Source organism: Mycobacterium simiae, assembly GCF_008370645.1.
Lineage (GTDB): Bacteria > Actinomycetota > Actinomycetes > Mycobacteriales > Mycobacteriaceae > Mycobacterium > Mycobacterium simiae_A.
Genome location: NZ_VTZN01000087.1, coordinates 1 through 22143 on the forward strand (window position 1 = coordinate 1; position 22143 = coordinate 22143).

At 63.2% G+C, this 22143-nt stretch carries 21 protein-coding genes and 4 pseudogenes; 9 read left to right on the plus strand and 16 right to left on the minus strand.

Annotated features, from left to right (window positions below; translation table 11 throughout):
* Window positions 1-996: M18 family aminopeptidase (locus tag F0Q45_RS14700; RefSeq protein ID WP_149654638.1), on the minus strand; the 996-nt coding region annotated here is incomplete at its 3' end.
* Window positions 997-1006: 10 nt separating this feature from the next.
* Between F0Q45_RS14700 and F0Q45_RS14705 the strand changes: the two genes are divergently transcribed.
* Complete coding sequence (locus tag F0Q45_RS14705) at window positions 1007-2074, plus strand: Dyp-type peroxidase (RefSeq protein ID WP_188112953.1); 1068 nt, start codon at window positions 1007-1009, stop codon at window positions 2072-2074.
* Window positions 2025-2204, plus strand: a pseudogene (locus F0Q45_RS14710) (encapsulin); the annotation flags it as partial. The gene F0Q45_RS14705 and the pseudogene F0Q45_RS14710, both read left to right, overlap by 50 nt.
* Window positions 2205-2488: 284 nt before the next feature.
* Here F0Q45_RS14710 and F0Q45_RS28640 read toward each other — a convergent pair.
* Window positions 2489-2662 (minus strand): annotated as a pseudogene (locus F0Q45_RS28640) (enoyl-CoA hydratase/isomerase family protein); the annotation flags it as partial.
* A 428-nt stretch (window positions 2663-3090) separates the two neighbouring features.
* On the opposite strand from F0Q45_RS28640, the gene F0Q45_RS14720 reads away from it, so the two are divergent.
* Window positions 3091-3594 carry a MarR family winged helix-turn-helix transcriptional regulator gene (locus F0Q45_RS14720; RefSeq protein ID WP_262491013.1) on the plus strand — a complete coding sequence of 168 codons (504 nt, stop codon included), beginning with the start codon at window positions 3091-3093 and terminating at the stop codon, window positions 3592-3594.
* 109 nt (window positions 3595-3703) lie between these two features.
* On the opposite strand, the gene F0Q45_RS14725 is transcribed toward F0Q45_RS14720, so the two are convergent.
* From F0Q45_RS14725 to F0Q45_RS14755, 7 genes are all read right to left on the minus strand, one after another.
* A complete protein-coding gene (locus F0Q45_RS14725; RefSeq protein ID WP_149654640.1) occupies window positions 3704-5575 on the minus strand; it encodes a PPE family protein in 1872 nt (623 codons plus the stop codon).
* Window positions 5576-5785: 210 nt separating this feature from the next.
* Window positions 5786-6460, minus strand: a complete 675-nt coding sequence (purQ, locus tag F0Q45_RS14730) for a phosphoribosylformylglycinamidine synthase subunit PurQ (protein WP_149654641.1) — start codon at window positions 6458-6460, stop codon at window positions 5786-5788.
* Window positions 6457-6696 carry a phosphoribosylformylglycinamidine synthase subunit PurS gene (gene purS, locus F0Q45_RS14735; protein ID WP_149654642.1) on the minus strand — a complete coding sequence of 80 codons (240 nt, stop codon included), beginning with the start codon at window positions 6694-6696 and terminating at the stop codon, window positions 6457-6459. The genes purQ and purS overlap by 4 nt, the downstream gene beginning before the upstream one ends.
* An 81-nt stretch (window positions 6697-6777) precedes the next feature.
* Window positions 6778-7269, minus strand: coding sequence for a 6-pyruvoyl trahydropterin synthase family protein (locus F0Q45_RS14740; protein ID WP_149654643.1), 492 nt, complete (start codon window positions 7267-7269; stop codon window positions 6778-6780).
* A gap of 37 nt (window positions 7270-7306) precedes the next feature.
* Window positions 7307-7747 (minus strand): 6-pyruvoyl trahydropterin synthase family protein, encoded by a 441-nt coding sequence (locus F0Q45_RS14745; RefSeq protein ID WP_149654644.1) that lies wholly within the window; start codon window positions 7745-7747, stop codon window positions 7307-7309.
* A gap of 145 nt (window positions 7748-7892) precedes the next feature.
* Window positions 7893-8144 (minus strand): hypothetical protein, encoded by a 252-nt coding sequence (locus tag F0Q45_RS14750; RefSeq protein WP_149654645.1) that lies wholly within the window; start codon window positions 8142-8144, stop codon window positions 7893-7895.
* Window positions 8145-8167: 23 nt separating this feature from the next.
* Window positions 8168-8896, minus strand: a complete 729-nt coding sequence (locus F0Q45_RS14755; RefSeq protein ID WP_188112954.1) for an ATPase — start codon at window positions 8894-8896, stop codon at window positions 8168-8170.
* Here F0Q45_RS14755 and F0Q45_RS14760 point away from each other — a divergent pair.
* Window positions 8873-9511: an MBL fold metallo-hydrolase gene (locus tag F0Q45_RS14760; RefSeq protein ID WP_149654646.1), complete on the plus strand. Its 639-nt coding sequence runs from the start codon at window positions 8873-8875 to the stop codon at window positions 9509-9511. The genes F0Q45_RS14755 and F0Q45_RS14760 overlap by 24 nt on opposite strands.
* 23 nt (window positions 9512-9534) lie before the next feature.
* Here the strand turns inward: F0Q45_RS14760 and F0Q45_RS14765 are convergent, their stop codons facing one another.
* Together F0Q45_RS14765 and F0Q45_RS14770 are read right to left on the minus strand one after the other, a co-directional pair.
* Window positions 9535-11229, minus strand: coding sequence for an FAD-binding dehydrogenase (locus tag F0Q45_RS14765; RefSeq protein ID WP_149654647.1), 1695 nt, complete (start codon window positions 11227-11229; stop codon window positions 9535-9537).
* 16 nt (window positions 11230-11245) lie between these two features.
* Window positions 11246-11950 carry a DUF2334 domain-containing protein gene (locus F0Q45_RS14770; RefSeq protein WP_149654648.1) on the minus strand — a complete coding sequence of 235 codons (705 nt, stop codon included), beginning with the start codon at window positions 11948-11950 and terminating at the stop codon, window positions 11246-11248.
* Between the two features lie 158 nt (window positions 11951-12108).
* On the opposite strand from F0Q45_RS14770, the gene F0Q45_RS14775 reads away from it, so the two are divergent.
* Both F0Q45_RS14775 and F0Q45_RS14780 read left to right on the plus strand, forming a co-directional pair.
* The gene (locus F0Q45_RS14775) at window positions 12109-13689 is read left to right on the plus strand and encodes a DHA2 family efflux MFS transporter permease subunit (protein ID WP_149654649.1); all 1581 of its coding nucleotides are present in this window, start codon (window positions 12109-12111) and stop codon (window positions 13687-13689) included.
* Between the two features lie 89 nt (window positions 13690-13778).
* Window positions 13779-14663 carry a PPE domain-containing protein gene (locus tag F0Q45_RS14780; RefSeq protein ID WP_188112955.1) on the plus strand — a complete coding sequence of 295 codons (885 nt, stop codon included), beginning with the start codon at window positions 13779-13781 and terminating at the stop codon, window positions 14661-14663.
* Here the strand turns inward: F0Q45_RS14780 and F0Q45_RS14785 are convergent.
* Window positions 14595-16760, minus strand: a complete 2166-nt coding sequence (locus F0Q45_RS14785; protein ID WP_149654651.1) for a S9 family peptidase — start codon at window positions 16758-16760, stop codon at window positions 14595-14597. The genes F0Q45_RS14780 and F0Q45_RS14785 overlap by 69 nt on opposite strands.
* The gene (locus F0Q45_RS14790) at window positions 16757-17650 is read right to left on the minus strand and encodes a phosphoribosylaminoimidazolesuccinocarboxamide synthase (RefSeq protein WP_149654652.1); all 894 of its coding nucleotides are present in this window, start codon (window positions 17648-17650) and stop codon (window positions 16757-16759) included. Before F0Q45_RS14790 ends, F0Q45_RS14785 begins: the two co-directional genes overlap by 4 nt.
* Before the next feature lie 51 nt (window positions 17651-17701).
* Here F0Q45_RS14790 and F0Q45_RS14795 point away from each other — a divergent pair, with 51 nt between their 5' ends.
* Entirely contained in the window at window positions 17702-18322 is a 621-nt protein-coding gene (locus F0Q45_RS14795; RefSeq protein WP_149654653.1) for a hypothetical protein, read from the plus strand.
* On the opposite strand, the gene F0Q45_RS14800 is transcribed toward F0Q45_RS14795, so the two are convergent.
* Both F0Q45_RS14800 and purB read right to left on the minus strand, forming a co-directional pair.
* Window positions 18319-19575: a cytochrome P450 gene (locus F0Q45_RS14800; RefSeq protein ID WP_149654654.1), complete on the minus strand. Its 1257-nt coding sequence runs from the start codon at window positions 19573-19575 to the stop codon at window positions 18319-18321. The two genes, F0Q45_RS14795 and F0Q45_RS14800, sit on opposite strands and share 4 nt — an antisense overlap.
* Complete coding sequence (purB, locus tag F0Q45_RS14805; RefSeq protein WP_149654655.1) at window positions 19572-20987, minus strand: adenylosuccinate lyase; 1416 nt, start codon at window positions 20985-20987, stop codon at window positions 19572-19574. The genes F0Q45_RS14800 and purB overlap by 4 nt, the downstream gene beginning before the upstream one ends.
* Window positions 20988-21181: 194 nt before the next feature.
* Between purB and F0Q45_RS14810 the strand changes: the two are divergent.
* Window positions 21182-21379: pseudogene (locus F0Q45_RS14810) on the plus strand (DUF429 domain-containing protein); the annotation flags it as partial.
* Here the strand turns inward: F0Q45_RS14810 and F0Q45_RS14815 are convergent.
* Complete coding sequence (locus F0Q45_RS14815) at window positions 21333-21950, minus strand: TetR/AcrR family transcriptional regulator (protein ID WP_373424987.1); 618 nt, start codon at window positions 21948-21950, stop codon at window positions 21333-21335. The pseudogene F0Q45_RS14810 and the gene F0Q45_RS14815 sit on opposite strands and share 47 nt — an antisense overlap.
* A gap of 61 nt (window positions 21951-22011) precedes the next feature.
* On the opposite strand from F0Q45_RS14815, the pseudogene F0Q45_RS29335 reads away from it, so the two are divergent.
* Window positions 22012-22143: pseudogene (locus tag F0Q45_RS29335) on the plus strand (alpha/beta hydrolase); the annotation flags it as partial.

Genomic DNA, 22143 nt, shown 5'->3' on the forward strand with positions numbered 1-22143 from the left:
GAGCACCGGTCCGGCATTGACGGCGATCGGGTGGCCCGGCTCGTGACGATCGGGGTAATTGGGGTGGGTGGCGTGCGCCATGTCGGCCGACGCCAGCAGCGAGGCCGGCAGCAGCCGCAGCAAGTCTTCCCGGGTGCCGCCGCCGGCGAGCACGATCCGCTCCAACACGATGCTCAGCAGGTTGGACTGCGCGCCGTGGTCTGAGGCGGAGCCGACCTCCTCGTGGTCGAAGATCACCAGCACCGGCACCACATCGCGCGGTTGCGCGGCCAGCAGGGCTTGCATGCCCGCATAACAGCTGGTCTGGTTGTCCAGCCGGGGCGCGCTCACCAGGCTGGCGTCGGCACCGATCACCGCCGCGGGTGTCAAGTCATGCGTCATCAGGTCGGCGGCCAGCACATCCGCCGCCGTCACCTCAGCCTGCTGCGCGACGTAACCGACGAAGTAACCGACAGTGTCGCCGACACCCCACACCGCGTTGACGTGCCGTTGCGGGTCCAGCGTCACGGATTTTCGGTCTTCGGCCAGGTGGATAGCCAGTTGCGGCACCCGCAGCATCGGCTCGTCAATGCGGACCAGTCGATGGCTGACCCCTGAACCGTCACGCACCGATAGCCGCCCGCTGATACCCAGATCGCGGTCCAACCAGGAGTTCAGCCACGCTCCCCCGTACGGTTCCAGCGCTACCACCTGCCAACCGGCGACCACCCGGTCCGGGTGCTGCTTGACCCGCAGGTTGGGACTGTCGGTGTGCGCGCCGATGATCCGGAACGGGGCCAGCCGGCCACCGCTATTCCAGGCGACCAGTGACCCAGACCGCACCGTGAAGTAGCGGCCGGGTTGCTGCGGCCAGCGGTCGGCTTCGCGCAACTCGCTGTACCCGGCGTCCAGCAGCCGCTGGGCCACTGTGGCGCACACGTGAAACGGCGATGGAGAGGCATCGATGAACTCGCAAAGGCCTCGCGCGTTGGCTGAGGTCGTAGGCCCGCCGGACATGTGCACCATCATGGCTGTCGGCGACGATGTGGTGCACGCTAGGGTCTGCAGCGTGCCTCCGGTTCAGCCGCAACCTATCCTCGCGCCTCTGACGCCGGCCGCGATCTTTCTGGTGGCCACCATCGACGACGGCGGTGAGGCGGCGGTGCACGACGCACTGCCCGACATCTCGGGATTGGTGCGCGCGATCGGCTTTCGCGACCCTTCCAAACGTCTCTCAGTGATCACCTCGATCGGCTCGCAAGCCTGGGACCGGCTGTTCTCCGGTCCGCGGCCGGCGAAACTGCATCCCTTCGTCGCGCTGCACGGACCACGCCATCACGCTCCGGCCACAGCAGGCGACCTGTTGTTGCACATTCGCGCCGACAGCATGGACGTCTGCTTCGAATTGGCCGGCCGCATTCTCAAAGCCATGGCCGGTGCGATCACCGTGGTCGACGAGGTGCACGGCTTCCGGTTCTTCGACAATCGCGACCTGCTGGGCTTTGTCGACGGTACTGAAAACCCTGACGGCGCAATCGCTGTCAGCGCCACTGCGATCGGTGACGAGGACCCCGAATTCGCCGGCTCCTGCTATGTGCACGTGCAGAAGTACTTGCACGACATGCCGTCCTGGGACTCATTGTCGGTCACCGAGCAAGAACGGGTGATCGGCCGGACCAAGCTGGAGGACATCGAACTCGACGATGACGTCAAGCCGGCCAACTCCCATATCGCGCTCAACGTCATCACCGACGACGAAGGCACCGAGCGCAAGATCCTGCGACACAACATGCCGTTCGGTGAGGTCGGAAAAGGCGAGTACGGTACCTACTTCATCGGCTACTCGCGCGCGCCCGAAGTCACCGAGCAGATGCTGCGCAACATGTTTCTCGGCGATCCTCCCGGCAACACAGATCGCGTTTTGGACTTTTCCACGGCAGTCACCGGCAGCTTGTTCTTCTCCCCTACGGTTGATTTCCTCGACGACCCGCCGGCGCTGCCCGTTGCGCCGGTACCGGCATGCGACGACGGCTCACTGCCGATCGGCAGCGCCCGCGATCGACGGCGCCTTCGTGCTGACCAACCGCGGCGGTGACTTCGACCTGCAGCGGGGCACCGATGTCTCGATCGGGTACACCAGCCACGACGCCGAGACGGTACAGCTGTATCCACAGGAAACCCTGACCTTCCTGTGCTACACCGCCGAGGAGTTGGTCGCGCTCAGCCCGGATCGGCCGCGCCATAGCACTGCTGCTCGCGCAGCGTGGCGCACAGGTCGTTGTGCACGGTCGTCACGTCGAGCGCGCCGGCACCCTAGCCCTCTCGGACATCCGCTCCCTCGTAGGCTTCGATGCCGAATCGGATCAGAGCATCGGAGTCGGCGGCGGTGAGCGCCCGGCCGTGCATATTGGCGACCACTTTCGTGGCTCGCATTGTCACCGCTGACAGTCAGGCCTAGCGTGACTCCGAGCTTGCCGCTCGGGATGCCAAAGCGTGCGTCGACGGCCGCGATACGGACATCGCAGGCTGCGATGAGTTCGCAACCGCCGCCGACGGCAAGACCACAGACCGCCGCAATGACCGGAACAGGTATCGCGGTCACCGCGCGTACACAGGCTGCGACGCTCTGGTTGTAGTTCGCGGCATCCACCGCCGTCATTCGGGTGCGGGAAAACTCGGTGATGTCGGCGCCGGCGGCGAACGCCGCACCACCCGCTCCGCGAAGTACGACCGTGTCTTGACACCGATAAACAGCTGTGGTGCAACTCGATTCACAGTATTGACGACGGCCCCGTACCCGGTGGCAGCATCGCCCCGGCCTGCCCCTGCAACGGCGGCAGTATCACCTGATACTGTCCCTCGCGGTTGACACTATGAATGTTAGGGCCGGTGCCTATTAATGTCAATTTTGGTTGTCAACTCGGGGTTGTCAACTCGTGAGAGGAAGTTCCCCACCTGTCGTACGCCAGCGGCTGAGTAGACAAGATCATCCTGTCGAGCGGGTAATGACAACCGGGTGCGCTTCCGGACACGGGTCCGGATCTCACCGTTCGGCCGGCCCTCGCTCGTGACGATCCTGAACTCAACGACTCATCGCCTATGCTGTCGTTCGTGGCTGCCAGATCCAGCACCCGAGCACCGCAGACCGAACTCGGCCAGGCGCTGCGAATCGCCTGGTGGAGTTATTCCCGGCGAATTGACGTCGAGATGGAAGCCGCGGGTTTCCCGCCACTGCAGTTCCCTATGATCTACGTGTTCGCCCTATATACCCAGCCGGGCCCGGTGACGATTTCCCAGATGGGCCGGTACTTCAGCGTCAGCCGCCAAGCGGCCAGCAAAGTTGTCGCCGACCTGCGCCGCCGCGGCTATGTGCACGTCATTGCGTCGTCCACCGACCAGCGCGAAAAGGTGGTCGAGCTTGCTCCCAAGGCCATCGAATACATCACGGCGCGGCTACGCAAGGCAGCTGCCCTAGACCGGGCAATTCGCAAACGTATCGGCGACGACGGCCGTGACGAGTTGCTCAGGCTGCTGGGCGAAGTCGGTGCAGTTGCGAGAGAAAAACTCGATTTCGACCCCGGCATGTTCCCGGTGAACGAGCCCGGGTGGCTCTAAGCCCGACGGGGAGTTGTTCTGCCGATCGAAGGCTAGGTGGCGAGCAGGCGTGAGGGGACCAGACGGCGGGTGGCACCACACGCAAAATGCTTGCACCACGCCTGGCGTGTCAGCGGTGGAAGAAACCCGAGTGCCCGCTGTCGGTGCCGGGGAATTCACTCACATTTCCGACGCCCGAGTTACGGATGCCGGTGTTGAAGAAACCCGAGTTCTGAAAGCCCACGCCGTTGTTGAGGCTATTGAAGAAACCCGAACCTCTATCGCTTGAGTTGTGGAAGCCCGAGCCGCCGAAGCCGAAGTTGTTGAAGCCCGAACCTAAGGGCCCCAAGTTACGCCCGCCAGACGACTTCTCGGCGGCGTTGGTGAAGCCTGAGGTATCGTCGCCCTGGTTGAAAAAGCCCGAGGTGCCGGCGCCAAGGTTTCCGAAGCCGGAACTGGAGCCGGGCCCGTTGCCCACACTTCCGATGGTGCTGTTCAGGATGCCGGAGTTGAAGCCCCCGGTGTTGATATTGCCCGAGTTGCCGAACCCGGTGTTTGTGGCGCCGGCATTGAAGAAGCCGGTGTTGCGCTCACCCGAGTTGAAGAAGCCGGTGTTACCACGGCCCGAGTTGAACATGCCTGTATTTTCGTTGGCCGAGTTGAAGAAGCCCGTGGCGTTCCGGCCTGAATTGAATGCACCCGTGGCTTCCCCGGCGGTGTTGCCGAAGCCGGTATCTTGCAGCCCGGTGTTCCAAAAGCCGGTGACGGTGCCGCCTGTAGTTTGAAAGCCGGTATTGTTTGTGCCCGAGATCTCGAAGCCGACGTTGGCAAAGCCCGAGTTGAAGAAGCCGACGTTATTGGTACCGGAATTAAAAAATCCGATGTTGCCGGTGCCCGAATTGCCGAACCCGATATTCCCGCTTCCGGTGTTGAGCCCACCGATGCCGATCTGATTGTCTCCGGACAGCCCGAAGCCGATGTTCCCGTTCCCGGTGTTGCCGAAGCCGATATTGCCATTCCCGGTGTTGCCGAAGCCCCAGTTCGAATCCCCGGTATTGCCCGAACCCCGGTTAAAGCTACCGGTGTTTCCACTACCGATATTGTTATGGGCAGGGCTGTTCGTGGGCCCCACGTTTCCGAAGCCAATATTTCCGTCGCCCTTGTTTCCGCCGCCGACGTTGCCTTGGCCTTCATTGCCAAAGCCTATATTCTGGTTGCCGCTGTTGCCGCCGCCCACATTGCCGCTGCCGTGGTTGCCGCCACCGACATTATTGTCACCGCGATTGCCGCCGCCGAGATTGGAATTTCCGGTATTTCCACTGCCCACGTTGGAATTGCCGGTATTTCCACTGCCCACGTTGGAATTGCCGATATTGCCATTGCCCAGGTTGGTGTCGCCGCGATTACCGTTGCCGATATTGTCAGTGCCGGTGTTGCCGACTCCCAGGTTCTGTGGCCAGAAACCGCCGAGAGCGTTCCGCAGCGACTGCTGCCAGGACGTCAGCTGTGCGGCCGCCTCCGACGCACCGGCGTGGTAGCCGGCCATCGCACCCACATCCTGTGCCCACATCTGCTCGTAGGCGCCCTCGAAAGCCGCAATCGCCGGCGCGTTTTGACCGAACAAGTTCGACAACACCAGTGATACGAGCGCAGAGCGGTTAGCGGCCACTACTGCCGGATTCACGATCGCAGCCTGGGCCGCCTCGAACACCCCCGCAACCACCCGCGCCTGACCGGCCGCCCGCGCGGCCTGCGTTGCGGTGGTATTAAGCCACGCCACATACGGGGCCGCCGCGGCGGCCATTGCTTCCGCCGCCGGCCCCTGCCACGATCCAGCAGTCAAGTCCGCCGTTACAGCGGAAAACGAAGACGCCGACAAGGTCAACTCCTCGGCCAGCGCATCCCAACCACCGGCGGCCGTCAACATAGGGCCGGATCCTGCACCGGCGAGCATCAGTGCCGAGTTGATTTCCGGCGGCAACAAGGCAAAATGTGGCAGCATCGTGACTCCTCTACTCGCTGGGAGTGCAAGCTACTTCACCACCAGCTCCATCAAAACTAACCCCATTGGACCCGGACGGTTGGGAAAAGCTTGGTAATTGCCGCACCGAGAAGAAAATCCAGTATTCAACCGGTTGCGGCCGGCTGCCGAACTACCGCACCCGACTGAGCCGCTGCTGCGTGAGGCTGGGTGACGCGGGGGCACTTGACCTCAGGCCACCAGCACCGCGTCCAGCACCGAGTAGAACACCCCCAGCCCGTCGTCGGACGGACCGGTCAACGCTTCGATGGCGTGTTCGGGGTGCGGCATCAATCCGACAACCCGGCCGTTGGCCGAGCTGATGCCGGCGATGTCGCGGAGCGAGCCGTTGATGTTGTCGTGGTACCGAAATACCACCCGGCCCTCGCCCTCCAGTTCGTCGAGCACCTTCTCGGGGGCCACGTAGCGGCCTTCACCGGACTTCAGCGGCACCAGCACGTCGGCGTTGGGGGCGAAATGCGATGTCCAGGCCGTCGCCGTGGAAGCCACACCCAACCAGACGTCCCGGCAGACGAAGTGCAGCCCAATATTGCGAGTCAGGGCGCCGGGCAGCAGGCCGGCCTCGCAGAGCACCTGAAATCCATTGCAAATGCCCAAGATCGGCATCCCGTGTTGCGCCGCGGCCACCAGCTCACCCATCACCGGGGCAAATCTGGCGATCGCGCCTGCCCGGAGGTAGTCGCCGTAGGAGAAGCCGCCGGGCACCACCACAGCATCGACGGCCTTGAGGTCGGCGTCAGCGTGCCACAAGCTGACCGCCTCGGCACCGACCTGCCGTACCGCGCGTGCGGCATCGACGTCGTCTAACGTGCCAGGAAATGTAATCACGCCGATTCGAACCGTCACTGCGGGTCCCGGCTTATTGTCCACTCCTCAATCACCGTATTCGCCAGCAGCGACTCGGCGATCTCGGCCAGCGTGGAGTCATCGACTGTATCGTCTACCTCGACTTCAAATCTCTTGCCCTGACGGACATCCAAGATCCCGGTATGTCCGAGCCGTCCCAGCGCACCGACAATTGCCTGACCCTGCGGATCAAGAATTTCCGCTTTCGGCATGACATGGACGACTACCCGGGCCACCGGCGCTCCTCCTCAGCTGGGACTGCTCGCGCGCCAACTGTACCGGCGGGGCCGCCGTGCCGCGGCACCGGCGCGGTGCGCCTACTCTCCGCAGTAGGTAGCCTCGACCGTCTGTTCGCCCAACACCTTCATTTCCTTGATTCGCAGCTGGTCAGCCAACCCCTTTTCATCAATGACGGATTGCAGGCGGTCATAGAAGTGCCGCACCAGCGCTTCAAAGGTCGGCGAAAAGTCCACCGCGCACAGCTTAAGTCCGCCTTTTTTCGCGACCGCAGCGATGTCCTCATAGAGGGGATCTTTTCGGTCGACCACGAATGCGTGGTCGACCTCGTCGAGGATCGGCCTGAATGCATTCTCCAGCAGGTCGGTATCGAGCAGGAAGTATTGCTCGTCAAGGCTGTCCCCAGTGAGAGTTACCGAAACAAAAATCGTGTGACCATGAAGGTTCGCACATTTGTTGGCAATCAACTCCGGGGTGTAGAGCTGACTTCCGCCTCTGCTGGTGCGCATGTCGTGCGTCCACGTGCGGTGACCCATTTCAAGCCGGATGGTTTGTTTGATCGTATACGCCATAACCTACTCCCTAAATGTGATGGATACGCACAACTTGTCAATTACGTTCATAACTGGCATTGAGTGTCGATGCACACTGGAGCTCGGCACGTTTCAAAACGCAACAGTCGAGATTGAGCTCGCTACTAATGCGTTCATAGATATGCTGAACGAGACCCTCGATCGTCGGGTTGAAGTCCACCGTATAAACCTTGTCAGCGACATCGGCAAGCTCGCAGACCTTGAGAAAATCATCAAAGATTGGATCCTGATCCCAAATAATAAATGAATGGTCCAGATCGTCGAGGATGGGCTTCACCACAACAGCCAAATCGTTGGTGTCGAAAACGGTCTTCATACCATCGAGGTCACGGGTACACTCCAACACCAATTTTAGTTGCCAGGTATGACCGTGAATCGTTTCTTCTTTCTTGTAGTTGAACCCCAAGGATCGATGGCCAGCATCAAACCGAAACGTCTTCTCAATCGTGTGACTCATCGAGTCGTCACCTCCGGAGGCTAATCCACAACGTCACAGTCGCGACGTCTCTTAAGCTGTATAACAACCTCCCACCGGTTTCTCCTGTGAATCGTAGATGTACATCCAAGCAAGACCAAGTCCCAGCATTGAAGGCGCATACCGCTTAATGATTGATATAGGCAACAGTTTGGCGCGCACGGGTTATTTTTTGCCGGCCAGAATCTTTCGGGTTACGTCCCAGATTGGTGGGTCGACGCTGCGCCTCTCCCGCTGGATCGAGAGCGGCGTCGCTGCGCAGCGTTTCGGGCGGTAAGCTCGAATGGCGAAGCGCCATCGACGGATTCGAGACCGCCAGCACACCCGCGGGCATACAGCGCTTGACCTCACGCGTGGTCAAGAAGAACGTCAACTTCATACAGCGCCGAAGCTGGACCAGCCTTACCCGCACGAGCTGATGTAAGCCTCACACAGCGGCGCTGTCATGGCGTCTAGCACCAAGGAATCTACGACCACCGGCCACTCCACCTTCGGCGGTCCTGTTGCCCACAGCGTCAGTTCGCTGATGGTGCTGCTCGCAATGTGCGCCACCAGATAGGTATGCACGATCACCGGTCCACTGATCACCGCGGCCAGACGAGTCGGTTCGTCGTCGGTGATTGACGGCGACTGGGTAGGCGCGCCCAGCTGGCAGGCGCGCAGCGCGGTAACAGCGGCGCCGAACACCGACGCCGCGATCGCGCCACCGCGCGCCGTGTCGCCGCGCCAGTGCAAGATCTGAGCCTGCAGCTGCCACTGCCCGTCGGGGTGGACTACCGTCGCGCGGGCCGCAACGGTGGCGTCGCGACTATCTTGCGGAAACGCCGGCGTGCCACATACTTGCTCGAATCGGAACCGGGGTGTTGTTCCGGTCTGGGGGGTCGCAACGCCGGCCAGTGCCGGCCACCCATATAACGAGCTGAGGGGCACGGCGCGCCGGTCAATCCAGGCGGTGCCGGGAATCTGATCGCACACCGGCGGGCAGGTTTGCGGCTCCGGCCAGCCCGGTGCGGCCAGCATCACTGCGATCATCACATTGCCGGCGACTAGCACTGCCGCCAGGAAAACCCGCATCGGTAAGGCCGCCATCAGGGCACAATCGTAGACATGCAACTGACGCATTTCGGGCATTCCTGCCTTCTTGCCGAGTTCGGTCACACCAGGGTGCTCTTTGATCCCGGTACGTTCGCTCACGGCTTCGAGGGAATCACCGGTCTGTCGGCAATCCTGATCACCCATCAGCACGCCGATCATGTCGACGGCAATCGCCTCCCGGCGCTGCTGGAGGGCAACCCGGATGCCGCGCTCTACGCCGACCCGCAGACCGCTGCGCAGCTGGGGGCGCCCTGTCGGGCGGTCCACGTCGGCGACGAACTGTCGGTCGGCGAATTGACCATCCGCGCCGTCGGCGGTCAGCATGCCGTGATCCATCCGGAAATCCCTGTGGTTGATAACATTTCGTATCTCATAGGTGACGGCGAGCAGCGCGCCAGGCTGATGCATCCCGGTGACTCGCTGTTCGTGCCCGACGAGCAGATAGACGTCTTGGCGGCCCCGGCAGCCGCCCCGTGGATGAAGATTGCCGAGGCCGTCGACTATCTGCGCGCGGTGGCACCGGCTCGGGCGGTCCCCATCCACCAGGGGATCATCGCTCCGGATGCGCGCGGCGTCTATTACAGCCGGCTGACCGAGTTGACCGATACCGATTTCCAGGTTTTGCCCGAAGAGACCGCCGTTGCCTTCTAATTGCGTCGGCCAGCTAAGGCCAGCTAAGTGATGTCGGCGGCGGCCCCGCGGCCGGCGGCTCGCCCGGAGAAGATGCAGCCACCCAGGAATGTGCCCTCCAAGGCCCGGTAGCCATGGACACCGCCGCCGCCGAACCCGGCGGCCTCACCGGCCGCGTACAACCCGGCCAGCGGGGTGCCGTCGGGCTTGAGAACTCTTGCTTCTAAATCAGTTTCGATGCCACCTAACGTCTTTCGGGTCAAGACGTGCAGCTTGACCGCGATCAGCGGGCCGGCCTTCGGGTCGGTCAACCGGTGCGGCGGCACCACCCGGCCCAGCCGGTCACCCAGGTAGCCGCGGGCGGCCCGAATCGCAGTGATCTGACCATCTTTGGTGAACTTGTTGACCACCTCACGATCGCGTGCGATGACCGCGGCCTGCACCGTCTCGTAGTCCAGCGGCCGCACATCGGGCAATTCGTTCATGGCCTCCACCAACTCGCGCACCGAGTGGGCACTCACGAAGTCCACGCCTCGATCGACGAAGGCCTGCACCGGCCCGGGCGGCCCGGACCCAACCCTCGAGCGGAGCAGCTGACGCATGCTACGACCGGTCAGGTCAGGATTCTGCTCTTGACCAGACAGCGCGAACTCCTTCGCGACAATCTTGGCGTTCAAAACAAACCAGGTGTAGTCGTACCCTGACGAAGCGATGTATTCCAAGGTTCCCAACGTGTCGAAGCCTGGATACAGCGGAACCGGCAACCGATTTCCTGCGGCATCAAGCCACAGCGACGAGGGGCCCGGAATGATCCGGATGCCATGGTGTGGCCAGATCGGGTCGTAGTTGGTAATGCCTTCGGTGTAATGCCACATGCGGTCCGGGTTGATAATACGAGCCCCCGCCTTTTGACAGATGCCGATCATCCGGCCGTCGACGTGGGCGGGCACCCCGCTGAGCATCTTTTTGGGCGGGCGCCCCATCCGCTTGGGCCAGTTCTTGCGCACCAGATCGTGGTTGCCGCCGATGCCACCGCTGGTCACGATCACAGCCGAAGCCCGAGTATCGAACTTTCCGATAGCTTTTCGGGATGACGGCACGCCCCGCGGTTCGTCGGATGGTTCCAAAACCGCACCGCGGACGCCCGTCACCGCGTCACCTTCCACGATCAGCCTGTCGACCTGGTAGCGATGAACGAAGCGCACGTTAGGCCGGTCCCGCAACTGACGCGCGAAGATCTCGACCAAAGCCGGTCCGGTTCCCCAGGTGAGGTGAAACCGCGGTACCGAGTTGCCGTGCCCCTGTGCGTCATAACCCCCGCGCTCGGCCCACCCCACCAGCGGAAAGATTCTCAGACCCCGCGCTCGCAGCCAGCTGCGCTGCTCCCCGGCCGCAAAATCGACGTAGGCATGCGCCCACTTTTGCGGCCAATAATCCTCCGGGCGGTCAAAGGCTGCCGTCCCGAGCCAGTCCTGCAGGGCAAGTTCATAGCTGTCGCGGATGCCCAGCCGGCGCTGCTCGGGGCTGTCGACGAAGAACAGGCCGCCGAACGACCAAAACGCCTGACCGCCCACGTTGTTGCTGTTCTCCTGGTCCAGAATCAGCACGTGCAACCCGCGGTTTGCCAACTCACAGGCAGCTACCAGTCCGGACAGCCCGGCGCCGACGATGATCACGTCCGCGGTGAACCCGTCCGGCCCAGGTGGAGAATCGCTCATGCCGGTACAGGGTAGTGCCACCGATCAGGGCGGCTGATTATGCGGCGTCGAGAACAGCCTTGTTCGGTCGCCAGCTGTACACAGTGGGCGTGCAGCCGTGCATCATCGCGAGGTCGATGGCATCCAGCATCGCCTGCCGCGGACCGGGCTTGCGCAGATGACGGGCGCACACCGCGACCCGCACGACACCGCTTCGGCGGGCGATCCGGTCGGCGGACATCACCACCATTCGACACCACCACGGCTCCGTCAGAAAACCTTCCCCGATGCCCAGTACGCGAGCGCGCACGGTGTTCTTGCGGACCAAGTCGGTGATCCCGTGAGAATCGGCAAGTAAGCGAAACCCGTTTCCAGGTAGAGCCTTAACGACTCCGGGCGACACCACCCAGCCGGGTGCCGCGAATAGCCGGGTACGCAGCCCCAGGTGCTCGAGCACCCGATCGGCGGCCATCACCCGCAGATTGGCCTCATGCGTATGCAGCGTCGCAAACTCGCCACGCCGCTTCTTGGTCGCGGCTTCGTCGTAACCGTGCAACACTAGAGCATCCCCGCCCGCGCGTCGCTCGGCCAGCCACTCGACCGTGCGGGGATCATGGTCAAGCCGGTAGCCACCCTTAAGCCGCGGAGCGACCAATAATGACACCGGGATTGCGCGGTCATCCATCTGTGTACAGAACGCGTCTACGTCGGCCAGGTTTCGGTCGCCGATTCCCGAGACCGAAACGATCAGTTTTCCAGACACGCTTGTAGTTTGCCGATCCGAGGTTTCGGGACGGTGAAGTACACGCGGACAGCAGACGTCTATTCCGGCGCGCTGACGTGCAGATTCCCGCCGATCGCCGGCTCCTTCGGGCGGGCGGCGAGCCGGTCCCAGCCTCGGCACCGGCAACACGTTTAGATATGCTCACCAACGCGATGGAGAACATGGAAAACAGGGAAAAGGCGCGTTCCGCACCGGGCGAACACGTTTACCCGGACCGGCTCGACGCGCGGACGCTCCGTGTTGCCAGTATCTGTGTGCTGGCCTCGGTGATGACCATCCTCGACGTCACCATCGTCAGTGTCGCGCAACGCACGTTCATCACCAATTTCGACTCCACCCAGGCGGTCGTTGCCTGGACCATGACCGGCTACACGCTGGCGATGGCGACCGTGATCCCGATAACCGGTTGGGCGGCTGATCGATTCGGCACCAAGCGACTTTGGATGGGTTCGATTCTAGCATTCACGCTCGGCTCACTTCTGTGTTCATTAGCACCAAACATACTGCTACTCATCGTTTTTCGGGTAGTCCAGGGTGTCGGCGGTGGCATACTGATGCCGTTGGGATTCACGATCCTGACTCGCGTAGCAGGCCCCAAGCGGCTGGGACGCATGATGGGGGTGCTGGGCGTCCCGATGCTGCTTGGCCCGATCTGCGGTCCAATCCTGGGCGGCTGGCTCATAGGCGCTTTCAGTTGGCCTTGGATCTTCCTGGTCAACCTTCCGATCGGGCTGATCACGTTCATCCTGTCGGCGATCGTGTTTCCCAAAGACCGGTCTGCCCAGTCGCAGCGCTTCGACGTCATCGGGGTGCTACTACTCTCGCCCGGCCTGGCAACGTTTCTGTTTGGGGTGTCGTCGATTCCCGGCCGTGACACAGTGGCCGACCGCAACGTGCTGGTGCCGGCGATCATCGGCCTGACGCTGATCGCCGCGTTCGCGTGGCATGCCTGGCATCGGGCGGACCACCCGCTGATCGATCTGCGGCTGTTCAACAACCGCGTGTTCGCTCAAGCCACTGTGACATTGCTGCTTTTCGGCGCCGCCTCTTTGGGCACCGTGCTGCTCCTGCCCAGCTACCTGCAACAAGTTCTGCACCAAACTCCGATGCAGTCGGGGGTGCACCTGATTCCCAACGGGCTGGGGGCCATGCTGACCATGCCCTTCGCCGGCGCGTTCATGGACAGACGCGGACCGGGCAAGAGTGTGCTTCTTGGCCTCATGCTGATCGCGGCCGGGCTGAGTACCTTCACTTTCGGTGTGGCCACCCAGTCGGAGTACCTGCCGACGCTGTTGGCCGGCCTCGGTCTGCTGGGCATGGGGACCGGCTGCGCGATGATGCCATTGTCCGGGGCGGCGGTACGGGCGCTGACACCGCATGAGATTGCGCGCGGTTCGGCCCTGCTCAGCGTTACGCACCAGGTTGGCGGCTCGATAGGGACCGCACTGATGTCCATGATCCTGACCCATCAATTCAATCGCAGCGAAAACATCTCCATCGCAAACGAAGTCGCGGCCCTAAAGGAGGAGGCGGCTGGACGCGGGGTTTCGGTTGACGCAGCGGCGATACCGCCCCGGGCCCTCGACACCGGCTTTACCGCCAATGTGCTGCATGACCTTTCGCATGCCTATGCGGTGGTGTTCGCGGTCGGGGTCGCGCTGGTGGTGTCGACGCTTATCCCGGCAGCACTACTGCCGAAGACGCTCGCTGGACGATGAAGTACCGTGATCGGCTGATTCCCACACCCAGCGTTGCGCGCCAACGTAACCTTGCCTCATCTCAGCCTGCCAGTGGGAGGATCTCCCCGATGCAATATCTCACGTTGCCGCCGGAAGTGAATTCGGCACGAATGTTTGTCGGCGCCGGATCCGGGCCGTTGCTGACGACGGCTGCCGCGTGGGACGGTTTAGCAGCCGAGGCGCGATTGGCGACACAAGGCTGGGAATCGGTGATCTTGAGCATGACGGTCAAGGCCTGGCAAGGTCAGGCGTCGGCGTCGATGCTGGCAGCGGCCACCCCATACCTAGGATGGCTCAACGTTGCGGCGGCCGGAGCCGAGCGGGCGGCACGAAGCGCCCGAGATGCCGTCAGCGCCTTCGAGGCCGCGCTGACCGGTACGGTACGCCCGCTGGCGGTGGCGGCCAATTGCGTGCGGACGGTATCGCTGGCCGGATCGAATTTCTTCGGTCAAGACTTCCCGGCCATCGCCGCCACCGAAGCCGAGTACGAGCAAATGTGGGCCCAGAACGTGGTGGCAATCTCGGGCTACCATGCGGATGTCTCGAGCGCGGCCGCGGGTCTCGTGCCCCGGCACAACGTGGTGGCCAACTTGAAGGCGACCTGGTTAAACGTAGCTAAGCTCAATTTTGGCATCGGGAACATCGGGCACGGAAACATCGGGTCGGGCAACACCGGTGATTGCAATTCCGGCAGCGGAAACACCGGCAACGCAAACCTGGGCAATGGCAATCAAGGCAGCTACAACATGGGCAGCGGAAACTCGGGCATCACAGGAGCGGCTGGGTACGGCAACTTGGGCCTGTTCAATCTGGGCGGCCACGGAAACTCCGGGCTCGCCAATTCCGGCCCCGCGAATGGATTTGCTAACTCCGGCATCTGGAACCTAGGCGAGTTCAACTCCGGTGGCTTCAATATCGGCAAGCGGCTCTCCGGCTTCTGGCATCGAAGCTAAGTGCCCGGCGGCAGCTAACAGCCAGGCGTACTGGAACGCGGTTTCCCTCCAGCGCTCGTAACGCCCACTTATTCCGCCGTGGCCGGCGTTCATTTGGGTCTTCAACAACACCGGATTGCCGTCTGTCTTGGCATGCCGAAGCGCGGCCACCCATTTGGCCGGCTCGACGTAATACACCCGAGTGTCGTTCAGCGAAGTCATGGCCAGGATCGCCGGGTACCGCCTGGGCGCGACATTCTCATACGGCGAGTAAGACTTCATGTATGCGTAAACATCGCTGTTGCTCAACGGGTTTCCCCACTCGTCCCATTCGGTGACGGTCAGCGGCAACGAGGGATCCAAGATGGTGGTCAGCGGGTCGACAAACGGTACCTGCGCGAGGATTCCGGCGAAGAGATCCGGCGCCATGTTGGCCACCGCACCCATCAGCAAGCCCCCGGCGCTGCCACCCAGCGCCACGAGTTGCTCGGGGCGGGCCAATCCCGAATCCACTAGATGCCTTGCCACCGCGATGAAGTCGGTGAAGGTGTTCTTCTTGAGCAGCAACTTGCCGTGCTCGTACCATAGGCGACCCATTTCACCGCCGCCGCGCACGTGGGCGATGACGAATACCGTTCCCCGGTCCAGCAGCGACAATCGAGCGATCGAAAACCGGGGGTCTTCGCAGAGTTCGTAGGCACCGTAGCCGTAAACCACTGTGGGCGCAGGAAATTCGATACCGACTCGGTGCACAACGGAAACCGGTACCAGAGTGCCGTCGTCGCTGCGCGCCCAATCGCGGCGTTCGACGAAGTCCTCCCGGCGATAGCCACCCAGGACCGGCTGCTCTTTGAGCAAGGTCCGCTCACCGGTAACCAGGTCGATGTCGTAAACCCGCGCCGGGGTGATGAACGATCCCGCGCCAACGCGCAGTTTGGGCGAGTCCCAATTGGGATTGGCGCCTAGTCCGGCGGCCATCAGCTCGGAATCGAACGAGATCTCTTCAGGTTCACCGTATTCTCCGTCGGAGGTGAGCGGCCATAGCTGGATTCGGGGCAACGCGTCGCGCCGGTAACTGACTGCCAGCTGGGCGGCAAAGGCGTCCACAGCGTCCAGCCGCACGTTGTCGCGGTGCGGGACCAGCGTGCGTTGCTGCGCCGGATCTTCGACCGGGGCCTCAACCAGGGTGAAATTCACCGCGCCGTCGTTGTGCAGGATCAGAAATCGGTTTTGGCCGCCGATCACCGCATGTTCTACCGAATATTCGACGCCGTCGCGGCGCGGCAACACCATGGCGAATGCTGCGTTCGGGTCAGCAGAGTCCGCGTAGCGAACCTCAGAGGTGACCGACGAGCCCGCCGCGATAAATATGTAAGCGTTGCTGCGGGTGCGCCCGACACCGAGCCAGAACCGTTCATCGGCTTCGTGATAAACCTGTTCTGACGCTGCCCCCGAACCCAGCCGGTATCGCCACACTGTGTCCGGGCGCCAGGCCGCGTCCACTGTGATGTAGTAGATGGTGCAGTTGTCAGCAGCCCAGGTCGCACCGGCGCCGACGCCAGTGATTTCGTCAGGATAGCTGTTTCCGGTGCGTAAGTCCTTGAACCGCAATGTGTACCGCTCGTCGCCCACAACGTCGACGGAGTAGGCCAGCAGATTGTCGTCCAGGCTGGCGCTAAGCGCGCCCAACGCGAAGAAGTCGTGGCCTTCGGCTTCGGCGTTCTCGTCCAGCAGCACCTGCTCACCGGCTATTTCGGTGTGCTCGTCGAACTGCGGCGGATCCCAGTCGTCGGAATCGATGACCGGGCAACGACAGTGGAGGCCGTACTGTTTGCCCTCAAAGGTGCGCGCGTAGTACCACCAGCTGCCGCGCCGGGTCGGCACCGATAAGTCGGTTTCTTTGGTGCGGGCCTTAATTTCGTCGAAAATTTGTTGCCGCAATGGCTCCAAATGAGCGGTGACGTGATCGGTGTAGGCGTTCTCGGCTTCCAGGTGGGCGATGACCTCGGGGCTGTCCTTGTCACGCAACCACTCGTAAGGGTCGATGAAGACGTCACCGTGGTGCTCCCGTCGAGTCTCCATCCGCTTGGCGACTGGCGGCGCGGCTTGCTCTGTCACGCGCCCGGACCGATCCAGTCGCCAAAGTTCAGACCTGAAATCCGTTCGTAGGCATCGATGTAACGTTCGCGGGTGGCCGTGATGATGTCCGCCGGCAGTGGAGGTGGGGACTGCTCACCGCCGCGGTCCCAGCCAGACTGCGGGCTGGTAAGCCAGTTGCGGACGAATTGTTTGTCGAAACTGGTCTGGACCACCCCGGGCCGGTAGTCGGCAGCCGGCCAGTATCGCGACGAGTCGGGAGTGAAGATTTCGTCGGCCAGCAGCAGGTGGTCGTCGCGGTCGACGCCGAACTCGAACTTGGTGTCAGCGATGATGATTCCTTTGGTCAGCGCGTGATCGGCGGCCTGGACGTAGATTTGTAACGTACGGTCGCGCAGCTGGTTGGCGCGCACGCCGCCCACCAGCTCAATCACCCGGGCAAACGAGATGTTCTCGTCGTGGTCGCCCAGCGCGGCTTTGGTCGCCGGGGTGAACAGCGGCTCAGCGAACTTGCTGGCCTCGACTAAGCCCGGCGGCAAGGCGATACCGCAGACTCTCCCGGTGGCCTGGTAGTCCAAGAGGCCCGAGCCGGTCAGGTAGCCGCGGGCCACACATTCCACCGGCACCATGTCCAACTTGCGCACCACCAACGCTCGGCCCAGCACTTGATCTGGGATACGCGGGTCATCCGGTGGACCGGCCAGGTGATTGGGAGTGTCTACCAGGCTGAAGAAGAAGACACTCATCGCGGTCAGAATGCGGCCCTTGTCCGGGATGGTGCTGTCGAGGACATAGTCGTAGGCCGAGATCCGATCGCTGGCGACCAGCAACAGGTGCTCATCATCGACGCGATAGATCTCCCTGACTTTTCCGCGGGCCACATGCTGGTAGTCGGACAATGCTGGGCGCACCGGGCCAGCCTATCGGGCAGTAGCGGGGCGGCCTGTGCTGGTATCAGTACTATGCGATCACGGTTTGTGCCCTACTCGACGAGACCAGTCCGGCTGGTTGCCCAACTGTTCAGCGATGTCACCGTTGCCGTATGGGCGACGCTATGGGTGTTCGTCGGCCTGGCCGTACACAGCGCCATCTCGAGCATCGCTGAGGCGGGCCGCCAAATCGAGATCGGCTCACAGGGCATCGCCGGAAACCTGGCCTCGGCTGGTCATGGAGCTGCGCGCATCCCGCTGCTGGGCGAGGCGGTCAGCAAGCCGATCGCCGCGGCCAGCGAGGCGGCGCTCGGCATTGCCGCCGCCGGCCATGATCTCGATACCACCGCGAGTTGGCTGGCGGTGGTGCTGGGCCTGGCCGTGGCCGCGACGCCAATTCTTGCGGTGGCCATGCCGTGGCTGTTTCTGCGGCTGCGGTTCTTTCGACGCAAACTGACCGTGACGGCCCTGGCCGCCACCGCAGCCGGTCAACAGCTGCTGGCGCTGCGGGCACTGGCCAACCGGTCGCCGGGCAAGCTGGCCGCTGTCAGTGCAGATCCGGTCGGCGGCTGGCGCCGTGAGGATCCGGTCACCATCCGCGGGTTGACCGCTCTTGAACTGCGGGCGGCAGGGATCAGGCTCCGGGGACACTAGGTGCTGCATAATTCCACTACGAGGTGTCGCATGCCGGTGTGCCGGTTGCTGCGTGTCCATTCGACCGGCTGCACAAGCCGCACTGAAGCGAAGCGCGACAGCAGCTCCTGGTAGAGCACCTGCAGCTCCAGCCGGGCCAGATTGGCGCCCAGGCAGTAGTGCACACCCTGGCCGAATCCCAAGTGCGGATTCGGCTTTCGGGTGATGTCGAACTCGTCGGCGCGGTGGAACACGCTCGCGTCGCGATTGGCCGAGCCCTCCCAAATCTGTACCTTCTGTCCGGCCTCGATCGACTGACCATCGAGCGTGACGTCGCGGGTGGCGGTGCGCCGCTTGGACGGCGAGGGCGAGGTCCACCGAACGATCTCCTCGATCGCCGTCGGCAACATCTGCACATCTTCACGCAGCGCACACCATTGCTCCGGGTGGTCGGCCAGCGCCAATAGCCCACCTGCGACGGCGTTGCGCGTCGTCTCCGCACCGGCACTGAACAACAAACTGAAGAACAGGTACAGCTCGAGATCCGACAGGGCGGGCGAATCCGCGTCGTCAACCGTCGCATTCGCGACCACCGATAGCATGTCGTCGGTGGGCTCGGCCCGCTTGGCTGCGATCAACTGCTGGCCGTAGGCATACATTCGCGACCCGTCCGGCGCGGCTTTTTCCGGGACCGACAGCTGCGAAATGGACGCTTTGCGCGATCGGCCGAAGTCGAACTGTGGCTCGATAGCTTCGAACAGCCAATGTCGTTCGGATTCCGGCACTCCCAGCAGAATGCAGATCATTTGCATCGGCAGTTCGGCGGCGATGTCAACCAGGAAGTCGACGGGTTCGCCGGGCACCACCGCATCGAGCAGCCGGCGCGCGCGGGCTCGCAAATCGTCCTCGACGCGCCGGATCATCCGCGGCGTCAGCCCCGAGCTGACGAGTCGCCGAATCTGGGCGTGCCGCGGGTCATCCATCATGTTGAGCACCTGACCCGAGACGGCCAGGTCCTGCAACAGCGTGCCGCCGAACGGCCGCCGGCCGCCGGTGACCGATGAGTAAGTCACTGGATCCTTCAACACCGCAAGCGTTTCCGCGTAAGTAGCGACGGACCAGAAGCCCTCTGCGTCCGGGGTGTTGCCGGTCGGCTCGTGCCAGTACACCGGGGCCTCTCGCCGATGGATGGCGAACAACTCGTGCGGAAATCCGCTGGCGAAGTTGTCCAGATCGGTGAAGTCAATCCCCGCGAGCGCGCCGGCGGGAGTCACAGAATTCCCCCGGGTGTGTATTTGGCAGCTTCCGGGTAGCGGCCCACCAGCTCCTCCACCATGGCGACCACGTGGTCAACCTGGTCGCCTGCGGCACCGGTGAACGCCTTCTTGTCGGCCAGCGCCGAGTCCAGCGCCGCCCGGTCCAGCGGCAGCCGCGCATCGGCGGCCAACCGATCCAACAGGTCGGGCTCGCCGCCTTCCCGCATGGCCAGCGCCGTGGCCACCGCGTGCTCTCGGATCACGTGGTGCGCAGCCTCGCGCCCCATACCCGCGCGCACCGCCGCCATCAACACCTTGGTAGTGGCCAAAAACGGCAGATACCGGTCCAGCTCGCGCTGGATCACCGCCGGGTATGCACCGAACTCGTCCAGCACGGTCAGGAACGTCTCGATCTGCCCGTCGATGGCAAAGAAGCTGTCCGGCAGCGCAACTCGGCGCACCACCGAACAGAACACGTCCCCCTCGTTCCACTGGGCGCCGGCCAGCTCGGCGGTCATCGAGGCATACCCGCGCAGCACCACCTGTAGGCCGTTGACCCGTTCGCAGCTGCGGGTGTTCATCTTGTGCGGCATCGCCGACGAGCCGACCTGGCCGGCCGCGAAACCCTCAGTGACGAGCTCGTGCCCGGCCATCAGCCGGATCGTGTGCGCCAAGGACGACGGTCCCGCCCCCAGCTGCACCAGCGCGGAAACGACATCATGGTCCAGCGAACGCGGGTAGACCTGCCCTACGCTGGTTAAGACGTGGGCGAAGCCGAGAAATTCAGCGACTAGGCGTTCCAGTTCGGCAAGCTTGGCGGGGTCACCGTCCAGCAGATCGAGCATGTCCTGTGCGGTGCCCATGGGGCCTTTGATGCCTCGCAGTGGGTAGCGGTCGATCAGTTCCCGCAGCCTGGTCAAGGCGATCAGCGTCTCCTGCGCCGCCGACGCGAACCGCTTTCCCAAGGTAGTGGCTTGGGCGGCGACGTTGTGGCTACGCCCGGCGATCACCAGGTCGCGGTGCGCTGCCGCCCGCTCGGCCAGCCGTGCTATCACCGCCACACCGTGGCCGAAAATCAACTCCAGCGATTGCCGGATCTGCAGCTGCTCAACGTTTTCGGTCAGATCTCGGCTGGTCATGCCCTTGTGCACGTGCTCGTGGCCGGCACGTGCATTGAACTCTTCAATGCGAGCCTTGACGTCGTGGCGCAGCAACCGCTCCCGGGCGGCGATTGAGGCCAGGTCCACATCCTCGAGCACCCGCTGGTAGTCGGCGATCGCCTGCTGTGCAACTGGTACCCCCAGCTCCGCCTGTGCTCGCAGCACCGCCAGCCAGAGCTGCCGCTCGGAGATCACCTTGGCTGCCGGTGACCAGATCGCGACCATCGCGGCGCTGGCGTATCGAGTGGCCAGCACATTAGGAATGCTCACTTGGTCCTCACGAAGACACAGCTTACGGTCGGGTGCGCGCGATCGACTGCAGCTCTGGGACACCTCTGGCCAGACCGCACCACCTCAGGGGTCTCGCTCGTATTGCGCCGAGATTGACATCAGCGTCACACCTTCTCGCACTCTTTCGCGCTGGCGTCGATCTCGACGCGGGTCGGAACAGCTATGCGCGAGCTGCGCAGCGCAAGTGCGAACTGCGCTGAGCCGAAGATCCGGTCGATGCCGTCGTCTGCGCGTATGTGGCGTTGTGCACCGAACGTCGCCCGTCCGACATCACGATCTACGGAGACTTCGCTGCTGGCTACATCGTGACGCCGACGCTGCCGGCTAGACCTGGATGGGACGCTGGTCAACCGGCGCCAGCACGTCAATGAGATCCACCACCGTAGCCAGCGCAGCGACACGCGGATCCCGCCCTTCGACCAGCGCGGAAACCACCGAACCGTCGACCGCACAGATCAATGTGCACACCAATTCGATGCGCACGGACCGGCCAGATCGTTCGATGGCGTCGGCCACCGCCTCGGCGCGCTGGCGCAAGCTCCGCCGCATGCTTTCGCGTAATGCCGGTAAGCGGGTGCAAGCGATATGGCGTTCATACCGCGATATCAGCTGCTCAGCGAGCCCCGAACCGGACACGTCTCCGACCAGCAAATCAACCAGCACGTCGGCCGTGGTCTCGGGCCCCCGCCGCCGCCGTGACAGGGCATCGACCCGCGCCCTTAGCTGGGCTACCTCGATCATCCCGATGTGTTCGACGGCCCGCGCGATCAAATCGTCGAGAGACGAAAAGTAGTAGGTGGTAGACGCCAAGGGGAGGCCGGCCCGCCGGGCGACGGCCCGGTGCCGCACCGCTTCGAACCCGCCCTCGCCGAGCAGCTCGGCGGCAGCGCTAACCAACGCATACCGCCGACGTTCTCCCTTGGGAGTAACAGCTGCCGTCACGACCACCCATGCTGCCAGTCAAAGTGGTACTACATTGCCATTTTCATGAAACGTTCATGGCATGATGACCCGCATGCCAGACTACAGCCGTCGCGCCGTGCTTGGTCTTGGCGCCAGCGCGACCCTGGGCGCTGTCGGGGCATATGCGCTCGGGATGTTCCTTGCGCCCCGAACGTCACACGCCGCGCCGCCG